This is a genomic window from Flavobacterium sp. K5-23 (assembly GCF_023278045.1).
Classification (GTDB): domain Bacteria; phylum Bacteroidota; class Bacteroidia; order Flavobacteriales; family Flavobacteriaceae; genus Flavobacterium.
On sequence record NZ_CP056783.1, the window covers coordinates 2743386 to 2756220 of the forward strand.

Sequence of the window (12835 nt, forward strand, 5' to 3'; positions counted from 1 at the left end):
AAACTCAATAAAATATCTATAAATATTTAATTTGATAATTAATTTCATATTAAGCCAATTTGTAAATAAATTCTATATTTTTGAATACTATAATTTCAAAAACGATTTAAATGAGCAAAAGAAACAAAGGTCAAATAGATAAAATTATTTCTAGTGAGATAGATAATAAAAATACTTATTACGATTTTATTTTACTCTTATTTATCATTAGTTTAATTTCCATTGATTTTTTTCCTCAGTTTAATAGTGTTGAAATTATAGCTCCACAGTTTTTGTATTTATCTTTTATTAATATACTAACCAGTATTTCTACATACAGAAACAATGAAATTTTCACGAATGGAATCGTTATACTAATAAAGAAAAGTCCAATAGTTATAGCCTATCTAGGTTTTTTAGGATTTAGTTTCATTAGTATGCTTTTTGCTCGAAATTTCTCCATTGCTGTTGTAAGTTTTATGCAATTAACAATTGTTTTTTGTTTGTTTATAAACCTTTCAATTTTATTATATAATAGATTGGACCTTATTTATAAAATTGCATTTATAATAAGTATAGGTGTTTTTATACGTTCATTTATTGAAATTAGTAGTATCATTAGCCTATCAAAAAGTAATAGTTTACTTAATGCTTTAGCTGAAATTAAAGGAAATACAGGAAACATTAATATTTTTGCAGCTAGTTTAGTGGGGAAAATACCATTTACCCTATTGGGGATATTTCATTTTACAAACTGGAAAAAATGGTTCCTGTGTCTGAGTTTGTTTTTAGCATCTTTATTGGTATTATTAACCGCTTCCCGTGCATCGTATATTGGCTTGTTTATAGAACTATTTTTATTTATTGTAATATTAATAAAACTAAAATTCATCTCTAAACAAAACCTTAGCTTATTACTATATATAATCTTACCTCTTATTATTTCCTTTTTTGTTGCCAATGTAATTTTTAAGAACACCCAAAACACAGATCGATATGCGTCTATAACAAATAGAATCCAACAAATAAGCCCAATAAACAATGAGGATTCGTCAATAAACGCCCGGTTAATGTATTGGGACAATGCAATACAAATAATTAAAGAAAAACCGTTTTTCGGAATTGGAATAGGAAATTGGAAAATTGAAGCATTGAATTATGAAAAAGAACAAACTAATAATTTATTAGTTTCTGAACATCCGCATAATGATTTTCTTGAGATTGCCGCCGAAACTGGAATCGCTAATTTTATCATATACCTTCTACTATTTATCTTTTGCAGCTATATCAATCTTAAAAGGATTTTTTCCACTAATGAAAACCAAGTCAAGATTATTGCATTAATAGCACTTTTATTATTGGTAACATATGGTATCGATGCAATGTTCAATTTTCCGTTGTATAGACCTACAATGCAACTTAATTTTATTTTGTTCTTGGCTTTAACCCTTTTAAATACTACTTCCGATAATTTAGTTCTAAATTCTAATTATTTAAAAACTACTATTATAGGAATTACTATTATTAGCTGCTTAGGTTTTTATTTTTCATATAATGCCCTAAAAGCTTATCAATTTGAAAACGACACTAGAATTGATTTACTTCAAAACGAAAATAATTACAAATTAAATTTACAAGAAATACTTAATAGAATGCCTCAGTTTCCTAATACTGCCACAAATTCTCAACCCTATATTGAAGTTGCCGGAATTTATGCTTTAAAGGAGAAAAAACACTTAGAGGCATTACAATACTTTAATCAATCACAAAAAATTAATCCATTTACCGGTCGAGCTGAGTGGTATAAATACCGAATCTATAAAGAACTTAACAATCAAGACAGTGCTTATTATTATGCTAAAAAAGCATTCGAAATAAGACCTAGAAATGAAGACTATTACTTATCAGCATTAGTTGTTGAGGCTAATAAAAAAGATACTTTAGCCATTTTGAAAATTCACAATTATTTTTCGCAAATCAATTCTAAACCAAGTGTTTGGTTAAATAGCTCAAGCGCATTAGCGCAATCACAATTTTCAAATAAGGAATTAATTGAATTTATTGATTCAGGTATTACTCTTTTTCCTAATGACACTACATTGCTTAACAGAAAAAAATCTTTTCAAAATGATTTTTTAAAAAAAACTTCTAATAAAGAGAATAATACCCCATCAAAACCCAATTATATTTTAATAGCTGATCAATATGGTTTAAAGTTGGAATTTGACAAAGCATTAATGAATTATAAAAAAGCACTACATGAAACTCCTAATAATCCAATAATAATTCAAAACATAGGAATATGTTATTTTAAGTTAAATCAATTTAATGATGCCATATTAAGTTTAGAAAAAACATTAAATTCGCCAATTCTTTCCGATGGTAAATCGGAGTATTTAATTGGCGCAGCCTATTTAAATATAAACAAAAAAGAAAAAGGTTGTACCTATTTAAGGTTGGCTCAAAATAAAAATTATCCTGGTGCTACTGAATTAGTAGTACAATATTGTAAATAATACTATTATGTCAAATTCATTAAAAACAATAGAAGCTAATAATCGTCCAATACATTTTAACGAAAGTGGTTATCAAGCATTAAATCTACATTTAAAAGAAAACAGCTACTCCATTATATTTATTATAGTAGATACTAATACGGCCGAATATTGTTTGCCAAAATTATTACCAAATATTGAAACCGACTTAACCATTGAAATAGTAGAATTTGATAATGGGGAAGTCAATAAAAATATTGAAACTTGTGTCCAAATTTGGAATGTTTTGACGGAACTAGGTGCCGATAGAAAGAGCCTTGTAATTAATTTAGGTGGAGGTGTAGTAACTGATCTTGGAGGATTTGTAGCTTCAACTTTTAAAAGAGGTATTGATTTCATCAATATTCCTACTACCCTATTAGCAATGGTTGATGCATCAGTAGGTGGTAAAAACGGGGTTGATTTAGGTAACTTGAAAAATCAAATAGGTGTTTTTAACTTGCCTGTAATGGTTCTTGTTGATTCCAATTATCTAGAAACAGTACCGCAAAACGAAATGAGGTCTGGTCTTGCTGAAATGCTGAAACACGGTTTAATCTATGATAAAAACTATTGGGAACAGTTTTTAGATTTAAAAGCTATTGATTTTGCTGATTTTGACGAATTAATTTATCGTTCAGTGGAAATTAAAAACGAAATAGTAACTCTAGACCCTACTGAAAAAAATATTCGTAAAGCATTAAATTTTGGACATACACTTGGACACGCAATCGAAAGTTATTTTTTAGAAAATGAAAATAAAACAACGTTACTCCACGGTGAGGCAATTGCCATAGGAATGATCCTTGAAAGTTACATTTCATTAAATATGAATTTAATCAATTTGCAAGAATACTTACAAATAAAGACAACTATAAAGACTATCTTTGAAGATATCACTATAGAAGCAAATGACATCGATCCTATACTTGAATTACTAATTCACGACAAAAAAAATGAGTATGGTACCATTCAATTTGCATTAATAGAAGGTATCGGAAAAATAAAGATCAATCAATCTGTTGAAAATGAATTAATTCTTAAAGCATTTGAGGATTATAAATCTTAATATATTTTTACAAAAAAGCATTGCTTTACGTATAAAATATTTTTTACATTTGCCGCAATGAAAAAAAATCAAAAACAAGAGAATCACAGTTCTAATAGAACCCAAAACAATAGGTCTTTCCTAAGATTGTTGAAAAGGTTCTATTCGATAAAAGGAAACTTTAGTTTTGATATTTTTCAATACTTGAAAGAAGAAAACGAGAAACTTCAGATTATTTATGCAAATATCAGGGTTTGAATTATAGATTAATTTACACTTACTATTTAATTAATCTAAAATTCTAAAATTCAAATGAACACAAAATATACCGACTTAATAAATCAAACTTATTATTTCCCACAAGAAGAGTTTACTTTAAATAAAGACAACCTTCAGTTTCACAATATCGATTTGATGAAATTAGTTGAACAATACGGTACACCATTAAAGTTTACCTATTTGCCACAAATTTCAAACAACATCAACAAAGCCAAAAGTTGGTTTCGTAAATCAATGGAAAAAAACAAGTACGACGCAAAGTATTTTTATTGCTATTGTACTAAAAGTTCTCATTTTGAATATATCATGAATGAAGCTTTCAAGAATAACATCCATATTGAAACATCATCAGCTTTTGATATTGATATCGTTGAAAACTTATTGAAAAATGGGAAGATTAATAAAAGTACATATGTAATATGTAATGGATTCAAAAGAGATCAATACATAGATAACATAGCTCGTTTAATTAATAACGGACATATTAACACTATTCCAATTATTGATAATTACGAAGAACTGGATTTACTTCAGGCTGAAATTAAAGGGAAATTCAAAATTGGAATCCGAATTGCTGCTGAAGAAGAACCTAAATTTGAGTTTTACACTTCCAGACTTGGAATTGGTTACAAAAACATAGTCAACTTTTACAGAAAACAAATTCAGGAAAATGATAAATTAGAGCTGAAAATGCTGCACTTTTTTATCAATACTGGGATTAATGACACTGCGTATTATTGGAATGAATTAGTGAAATGTATCAAAGTTTACATTGCTCTTAAAAAAGAATGTCCTACATTAGATGGATTGAACATTGGTGGAGGATTTCCTATCAAAAATTCATTGGCATTTGAATATGATTATCAGTATATGATTGATGAAATTATCAATCAAATAAAAATTGCCTGCGACGAAGCAGAGGTTGATGTACCAAATATTTTCACTGAATTTGGCTCATTTACTGTTGGAGAAAGCGGTGGGGCAATTTACCAGATTTTATATCAAAAGCAACAAAATGACAGAGAAAAATGGAATATGATCGACTCTTCATTTATTACAACTTTACCTGATACCTGGGCTATTAATAAGCGTTTTATAATGCTTGCAATTAATCGATGGAATGAAACTTACGAAAGAGTTTTGCTAGGTGGACTTACCTGTGACAGCGATGATTATTACAATTCAGAGCAAAATATGAATGCCATCTATTTGCCTAAATACAATAAGGAAAAACCATTATACATAGGCTTTTTCAATACTGGAGCTTACCAAGAAACAATTGGTGGATATGGTGGATTGCACCACTGTTTAATTCCTCAACCCAAACATATTTTAATTGATAGGGACGAAAACGGAATTTTGGCAACAGAAGTATTCTCAGAGCAACAGACTGCTGGCGATATTTTAAAAATATTAGGTTACGATAAAAAATAAATAATTAAATACACAATTAGTCAATTTAAAAATTTATTATATTTGGGAATGCCTTCATTTCTATATAATTGATTTTTAAATATTTAAATCCAAAAAAATGAGTAAAGGACCAATCAGTCAGTTTATTGAAAAGCATTATTTGCATTTCAATTCTGCATCTTTAGTTGATGCTGCTAAAGCATACGAACAACAATTAGCAAATGGTGCCAAAATGATGGTGAGTATGGCTGGAGCAATGAGCACAGCCGAAATTGGAAAGATTTTTGCCGAAATGATTCGTCAGGATAAAGTTCAAATAATTTCTTGTACAGGAGCTAATCTTGAAGAAGATATTATGAATTTAGTTGCACACTCTCACTATGAAAGAGTGCCAAATTATCGTGATTTAACTCCGCAAGATGAATGGGATTTATTAGAAAGAGGATTAAATCGTGTAACTGATACCTGTATTCCGGAACACGAAGCTTTCCGTCGTTTACAAAAACACATTTACAAAATCTGGAAAGATGCAGATGATAATGGAGAAAGATATTTTCCTCATGAATTCATGTACAAAATGTTGCTTTCTGGTGTTCTTGAAGAATATTACGAAATAGACCTTAAAGACAGTTGGATGTATGCTGCAGCTGAGAAAAACCTTCCTATGGTTGTTCCAGGATGGGAAGACAGCACAATGGGTAATATTTTCGCCTCTTATGTAATTAAAGGAGATTTAAAAGCTTCTACAATGAAGTCAGGGATTGAATACATGGTTTACTTGTCAGACTGGTACCCAAAGAACAGTTCTAAAGGAATTGGTTTCTTCCAAATTGGTGGTGGTATTGCTGGAGATTTTCCAATATGTGTTGTCCCTATGTTGTACCAAGATATGGAAATGCATGATATTCCTTTTTGGAGTTATTTTTGCCAAATTTCAGATTCTACAACCAGTTACGGATCGTATTCTGGGGCAGTACCAAATGAAAAAATTACTTGGGGTAAATTAGACATAAATACTCCTAAGTTTATCATCGAGTCGGACGCTACAATTGTAGCTCCTTTAATTTTCGCTTATTTATTAGATTTATAGAATAACTTTATGAAAAGAGTAATAGTTGATTACGCAAAACTGACCAACGAAATTTTAAACTTATTAGTAGAGAGATTTCCTGATGGTTACGATGATTCTGATATAATTCGTTTTAGAAATGCTAAAAATGAATTAATAGAAGCTGTAGAAGTACGAACTGAAGATACCATTTACCTGGTAAAAGTAAGTACTAAACTTGCTGACAGTATGGAAAATTATGATGAAGATGATGATATCGATGGAGTTGATGAGCCAGTTAGCGGCTTAGAACTTGATGATGACTCAATGGATGATGATGATGACGATGATGACAATGACGATGAAAAATTAGACAAACCAGATACTGATGGCGAGGATGATGACGATGACGACAAAGATGACAAAGATTCAAGCGAAGAAGATGATGACGATGAAGAAGATTAAATTCTAAATTTCATTTAAAATACTAAAAAGGAACTCTCTATTGAGTTCCTTTTTTTATTTATCAACCTTGCTTTGATAAATAAAAAAGTAAATTGATTAACTTCCCTATCTAAAATCTATATTTCCAAAATGATTACATCAAAAATATTACACAATACGCTTAAGGAAAATTTTGGTTTTGAAAAATTCAGACCCAATCAAGAAGAAATCATCAATACCATTCTTGAAGAAAAAGATACTTTAGCAATTATGCCTACAGGTGGTGGGAAATCTATATGTTTTCAATTACCTGCTTTATTGTTGCCAGGAATCACTATTGTTATTTCGCCGTTAATTGCTTTAATGAAAGATCAGGTAGATAGTTTAAGAGCTAATGGTATTGAAGCTTGTTTTATCAATAGTAGTCAGAGTGGATCAGAACAGCAATTGCATATTCAAAACCTGAAAGACAACAAAGTTAAGCTTGTGTATATTGCTCCAGAGAGTCTGTCTTATCTAGATCAGGTTTTCAGCCAACTCACAGTAAGCCTTATTGCAATTGATGAGGCACATTGTATTTCGGCTTGGGGCCATGATTTTAGACCCGCTTATACCAATTTAGGTTATCTTAAAAACCGCTTCCCTTCTACTCCAATCTTAGCTTTAACTGCTACCGCGGATAAAGCTACACGTAAAGACATTAGCCAACAATTAAATTTAAAATCACCTAAAATATTTGTTGCTTCATTCGATAGAAAAAATCTAAGTTTAGAAGTACGTCCCGCACTTGACAGAGTTAAACAAATTATCGATTTCATCAAAGACAAACCAAATGAATCTGGTATCATATATTGTTTAAGTAGAAAAACCACAGAAGAGCTTGCGGATAAACTTCAGAAAGTAGGTGTGAATGCTAAAGCGTATCATGCAGGCTTAGACAATACCATTCGCTCAAAAACGCAAGACGAGTTTATCAATGACGATTGCCAAGTCGTATGTGCTACTATTGCTTTTGGAATGGGAATAGACAAATCTAATGTACGCTGGGTGATTCATTATAATCTACCAAAAAACATAGAAGGTTATTATCAGGAAATAGGACGTGCTGGAAGAGATGGACTACCTTCTGAAACCATTTTATTTGAAAGTTATGGAGATGTCATACAACTGCAAAAATTTGCATCACAAGGATTGAATGCCGAAGTCCAACTGGCCAAACTCGAAAGAATGAAGCAATATGCCGATGCACTGAGTTGTCGAAGAAAAATATTGCTTTCCTATTTTGGAGAATTGGTAACCGAGAATTGCGGAAATTGTGATATTTGTAAAAACCCTCCCTCTTTCTTCGACGGAACTGTTGTAGCTCAAAAAGCGCTATCAGCAATAATACGCCTAAAAGAATCGGAACCTCTGCCTGTGATTGTGGATTTCTTGAGGGGTTCTAAAAACGCTTATATTTTCGAAAAAGAATACCAAAACCTAAAAACCTATGGAATAGGAAGCGATATTTCCTGGTTTGACTGGAACCAATACATAATCCAACTCATCAATCAAGGGTATTGTGAAATAGCCTTTCACCAACAAAATAAGATCAGATTGACTTCCTTGGCACCAGAAGTCTTATTTGAAGGAGAAAAAGTACAGTTAACGACTGTTCAGAAAGCAATTATTGAAAATACTGAGATTAAAGAACCGAAAAAGAAAGCGTCAGTCAACTCCCTTTTTGAGACTCTGAGGAAACTACGCTATGAAATCTCTAAAGAAGAAAAAGTGCCTGCCTATGTAATTTTTAGCGATGCGGCTTTACGCCAAATGGAAACTAATAGACCAATGAGTGATGAAGAATTAATCTCAATTGATGGTGTAGGAAACGCAAAACTAGAAAAATATGGAGATGCTTTTATAAAAGCCATAATAAATTTTCAAAAAAGCAAGGAGGTAAAACCGAAGAAAGAAGCAAGTACTTATAAAGAAACATTACTGCTTTTTCAAAACGGAACTACTGTCGAAGAAATAGCTGCAAAACGAAAATTAGGTTTAGGTACTGTAATGTCTCATTTAGCAAAATTATATATGGACGGTGCAGCAATCGATTTACATCAATTTGTAACTAGAGAAGAAGTGAGTATAATTATTGAAGCCCGAATAAAACTAAACAATCCTACTACTTTAAAACCTTACTATGATTATCTGGAAGAAAAAGTGGCTTATGATAAAATAAGATTGGCATTAGCCATAATTGAAAAAGGAAGCAATCCTTCATAAAAAAAAAGGAATTACACTTTATATTCGTGTAATTCCTTTACTGTTTTTTATTTACAAATATCTTTCCTTGAAAACCTTCTGATGGTGCTTTTGATGACCAATGATTATAAAACCAATAGCCCGTACAGAAACTTCACAATTCGATGCAGTTCCAATTCTTTCAAGTTGCTCTTGTGAAAAACTTTTAAAAAGGGACAAAGTTGACTGCCTTACAACCGCCATTTCAGTTAATAATTCCTGAAGACTTCTTTTATTTGCAAATGCATTATCGACATAATCATTTTCTTCAAAACCCGGTAAAGGAGTCAAATCGTTTCTAGAAATTCTCATAGCACGATAACTAAAAACGCGTTCAGTATCTATAAGATGCTGAATAATATCTTTTATGGTCCACTTTCCTTCAGCATAACGGAAATCAAATTTATCCATAGGAATGTCTTGGACAAATTTGATAAATTCATGAAGACAAATTTCTAATTCCTCCATCAAATTTACATTTTCTAAAATCTGAATATATCCAGCATAATAAGGAGCGTATTCAGTAACTGGTAACTGGTCTGATTGCATATTTATATAATTTTAAGCTGAGTTTCTACTAGCGTTAGTATTTCCAAAAAGGGAGCGCATAACTATCTTTTCATATACTTTAATTAAGTTCACATCCGGCTCATTAGACTTGTTTAACTCATTAATTCTTAATAAAGCATATTGTTGTATTGTTAACAATGGCAGTACAATATGTTCTCTTATTTGAATAGATGCTTTACCATCAGGATAGTTTTCCATCAATTCTTTATGACCCGCAATTTTTAACAACAATCTTTTTGATTCTAAAAATTCATCATAAATAATTTGCCAGAAAGCACCAAATTCAGGATCGTTTTTCATATATTCCGTCAACGGAAAAAATGATTTAGTCAAAGACATCATACTGTTTTCTAACAAGGTTTTAAAGAACAAAGAATTGTTATATAAGTCCTGAACTTTATCCCATTGCTGTGTGTTTTCAAAATGTTTCAATGCAGTTCCTACACCAAAAAAACCAGGTACATTTTGCTTTAATTGACTCCAAGATCCAACAAACGGAATCGCTCTTAAATCTTTAAAATCTAATTTATCTGATTTACTTCTTTTTGATGGACGACTTCCAATATTAGTTTTAGCATAATATTTCAACGTACTCATCTGCTCTAGGTAAGGAATAAATTTAGGGTGATTTTTAAAACTTAAATATTTCTGGTATCCAATATCCGATAACTGGTCTAAAACATTCTTTTCAGTAACAGATAGTTCATTGTCATTTTTTTCGAAAATTTGATTAGAAACACCTGCGCTTAGTAAGTTTTCCAAATTATAACGACATGAATCTAAAGTTCCAAAATTAGAACTTATAGTTTGCCCTTGAATAGTAATCTGAATTTCTTTGTTTTCAATTTTAGGCCCTAATGAAGCATAAAATTTATGTGTTTTTCCTCCTCCACGTGCTGGAGGACCACCACGACCATCAAAGAAAACAACCTTTACACCGTATTTTCTGGAAATTGCCGTAAGCTCTTCCTTTGCTTTATAAATTCCCCAGTTTGCCATTAAATACCCACCATCTTTTGTACCATCAGAAAAACCAAGCATTATTGTTTGCTTCATTTCTCTGCTTTCCAAATGACTTGAATAAACCGCATTGGTATACAAAGTCTCCATTACGTTATGCGCATTCTGCAAATCTTCAACAGATTCGAATAACGGAATCACATCAACAGAAGGATTATCCCAATTACTCAATTTAAATAATGCAAAAGCTTCCATTACATTCTGAGCACTTTCATTATTACTGATTATATAACGATTTGAACCATATTCACCATTCTTCTCTTGTATCGTCTTAATCACCTGAATCGACCCAATTGTTGATTTAGTTATCTCATTTTCGAAATTCTCAGGATCTAAATTTCCTTTAACATTCGACAAAACAACAATCTTTTCTTCGGATGTTAGTTGGTAATAATTCTCAGGAAAAACACTGTTGTCGTTTTTTAAATAATAATCTACAATATCTTCAAAAACTGAATCATGGATTTTACTGTTCTGACGAACATCTAAAGTCGCAAAATGAAAACCAAATAAATTCACCTTAATCAATAAAGCCTCTAAATCATCCAAATACAAAGACTGATGCTGATTGATAACAATTTTTTTAATCTCGTTTAATCGCTCTTTAAACTCATCCAAAGTGATATAAATTTCACCTCTGGAATAAAAAACAGAACGGTAAAGTTTGTATTCAAGTTCAGCAACTATATTATCTACACCTGAGAAAGTTAGCTTTCTTTTTAAATTCCGAATATCAACATAATAACACTTCAAAATAGAAGACCTTAATCGCTCAGCAACTTTCAATGTGATTTCGTTAGTTACAAAAGGATTTCCATCACGATCACCACCAGGCCAAAAACCAAGTTCTATTAATTTATTTTGTATCGTAACCCCTTTAAAAACATTTTTTTGTAGATAATGAACCATATCGCCTGAAGTGTGATAGAATACATTTTCAAGATACCAAATAAGACTTACTGCTTCATCATAAGGATTTGGTTTTTCGTTTTTAATAAAAGGCGTTTTACCAAGTTGAGACAATAATTGTTTGATTTTAAGAAGATTATTGCCTCTAATAGCATCCGTAAGGTCATTTATGATCCCTAACACTGCTCCGGTATAAAACTGGGTAGGATGTGCAGTTAGCACAGTTCTAACATTGAAATTTTCCAAAAAATCCACTAACTCCTCTTTCTTATTTTTAGCATCAGCTTTCTCTTTTATATCCCTTAAAGACCCTCTACCCTCCATATTATTAACCACAGGAAAAGCAGCATCTTCAACAGCATCAAACAAAACAATCTGACGCTCTATATATTGGATAAAACGAAACATTAAATCAATTTTGTCGGCTTCTGAAGTACTGGTTAAATATTTTTCTGCAAAGAAATCAATTATAGCTTTTGGGGTTTGCTGCTTTTTGAAACCACTTTCACAAACTTCAGTAAACAGAGGAAGTAAAACTCCCGTATTATCTATAGAATCAAACGGTAACGTAATAAAAACACTGTTGTAAATATTATATTTTGAGAGCACATTTTGATTAAAGCGCTCAATTTTAGGTAGCGTGTACATAATTCTGTTATAGTTGGTTGGTTAATTAGCTAATTTGTTAGAAATTTTACAAAAAAAAATAACCTCAAGAATAAACTTGAGGTTATTTTTTAAATAAGCATTCAAGAATAATTACATATTTTTAAAAATAGTATGCATTAAACGCTTTTTATCGTTTATAGATTCTTCAAGAGAAATCATAGTTTCGGTTCTATATACACCTTCGATATCGTCAATCATAAAGATTACATCTTTAGCATGCTTCGTATCTTTAGCTCTAATTTTACAAAAGATATTAAACTTACCTGTTGTTACAGAAGCTACTGTTACAAATGGAATTTCATTAATACGTTCTAAAACAAATTTAGTTTGAGACGTGTTATTAAGAAACACACCTACATAGGCAATAAATGAATACCCTAGCTTATCATAGTCAAGTACTAATGAAGACCCCATAATAATTCCAGCATCTTCCATCTTCTTAACTCTTACATGGACAGTTCCAGCAGAAATTAATAATTTTTTTGCAATATCCGTAAACGGAACTCTTGTATTGTCGATCAACATGTCCAAAATTTGATGATCAACTTCATCTAAACGGAACTTACTCATAATTCTTTAATTATATTATTAAATGCGATAACGAAGTATAAAAATATGCATAAAAACAATAAAAATGTA

General features: G+C 30.9%; 9 protein-coding genes. 6 read left to right on the forward strand and 3 right to left on the reverse strand.

Annotated features, from left to right (window positions below):
- Positions 1-110: 110 nt before the first annotated feature.
- The 6 genes from FLAK523_RS11925 (at position 111) to recQ (ending at position 9010) form a co-directional block, all read left to right on the forward strand.
- The gene (locus tag FLAK523_RS11925) at positions 111-2495 is read left to right on the forward strand and encodes an O-antigen ligase family protein (RefSeq protein WP_248903676.1); all 2385 of its coding nucleotides are present in this window, start codon (positions 111-113) and stop codon (positions 2493-2495) included.
- A 7-nt stretch (positions 2496-2502) separates the two neighbouring features.
- The gene (gene aroB / locus FLAK523_RS11930; RefSeq protein WP_248903677.1) at positions 2503-3582 is read left to right on the forward strand and encodes a 3-dehydroquinate synthase; all 1080 of its coding nucleotides are present in this window, start codon (positions 2503-2505) and stop codon (positions 3580-3582) included.
- 291 nt (positions 3583-3873) lie between these two features.
- Positions 3874-5274: an arginine decarboxylase gene (locus tag FLAK523_RS11935; RefSeq protein WP_248903678.1), complete on the forward strand. Its 1401-nt coding sequence runs from the start codon at positions 3874-3876 to the stop codon at positions 5272-5274.
- A 97-nt stretch (positions 5275-5371) separates the two neighbouring features.
- Entirely contained in the window at positions 5372-6343 is a 972-nt protein-coding gene (locus FLAK523_RS11940) for a deoxyhypusine synthase family protein (protein ID WP_248903679.1), read from the forward strand.
- A 9-nt stretch (positions 6344-6352) separates the two neighbouring features.
- Complete coding sequence (locus FLAK523_RS11945; RefSeq protein ID WP_248903681.1) at positions 6353-6766, forward strand: DNA primase; 414 nt, start codon at positions 6353-6355, stop codon at positions 6764-6766.
- A gap of 129 nt (positions 6767-6895) precedes the next feature.
- Positions 6896-9010: a DNA helicase RecQ gene (gene recQ, locus FLAK523_RS11950; protein WP_248903683.1), complete on the forward strand. Its 2115-nt coding sequence runs from the start codon at positions 6896-6898 to the stop codon at positions 9008-9010.
- 51 nt (positions 9011-9061) lie between these two features.
- Here the strand turns inward: recQ and FLAK523_RS11955 are convergent, their stop codons facing one another.
- From FLAK523_RS11955 to FLAK523_RS11965, 3 genes are all read right to left on the reverse strand, one after another.
- Positions 9062-9577 (reverse strand): DinB family protein, encoded by a 516-nt coding sequence (locus FLAK523_RS11955; RefSeq protein ID WP_248903685.1) that lies wholly within the window; start codon positions 9575-9577, stop codon positions 9062-9064.
- Between the two features lie 12 nt (positions 9578-9589).
- Entirely contained in the window at positions 9590-12175 is a 2586-nt protein-coding gene (locus tag FLAK523_RS11960) for a phosphoenolpyruvate carboxylase (protein WP_248903687.1), read from the reverse strand.
- A 111-nt stretch (positions 12176-12286) separates the two neighbouring features.
- Positions 12287-12766 carry an Lrp/AsnC family transcriptional regulator gene (locus tag FLAK523_RS11965; protein WP_114755272.1) on the reverse strand — a complete coding sequence of 160 codons (480 nt, stop codon included), beginning with the start codon at positions 12764-12766 and terminating at the stop codon, positions 12287-12289.
- Positions 12767-12835 lie beyond the last annotated feature (69 nt).

Bases quoted from the DNA above. Each gene is read 5' to 3' on its own strand.
- FLAK523_RS11925 (WP_248903676.1), top strand. From the start codon at position 111: ATGAGCAAAAGAAACAAAGGTCAAATAGATAAAATTATTTCTAGTGAG.
- aroB (WP_248903677.1), top strand. From the start codon at position 2,503: ATGTCAAATTCATTAAAAACAATAGAAGCTAATAATCGTCCAATACAT.
- FLAK523_RS11935 (WP_248903678.1), top strand. From the start codon at position 3,874: ATGAACACAAAATATACCGACTTAATAAATCAAACTTATTATTTCCCA.
- FLAK523_RS11940 (WP_248903679.1), top strand. From the start codon at position 5,372: ATGAGTAAAGGACCAATCAGTCAGTTTATTGAAAAGCATTATTTGCAT.
- FLAK523_RS11945 (WP_248903681.1), top strand. From the start codon at position 6,353: ATGAAAAGAGTAATAGTTGATTACGCAAAACTGACCAACGAAATTTTA.
- recQ (WP_248903683.1), top strand. From the start codon at position 6,896: ATGATTACATCAAAAATATTACACAATACGCTTAAGGAAAATTTTGGT.
- FLAK523_RS11955 (WP_248903685.1), bottom strand. From the start codon at position 9,577: ATGCAATCAGACCAGTTACCAGTTACTGAATACGCTCCTTATTATGCT.
- FLAK523_RS11960 (WP_248903687.1), bottom strand. From the start codon at position 12,175: ATGTACACGCTACCTAAAATTGAGCGCTTTAATCAAAATGTGCTCTCA.
- FLAK523_RS11965 (WP_114755272.1), bottom strand. From the start codon at position 12,766: ATGAGTAAGTTCCGTTTAGATGAAGTTGATCATCAAATTTTGGACATG.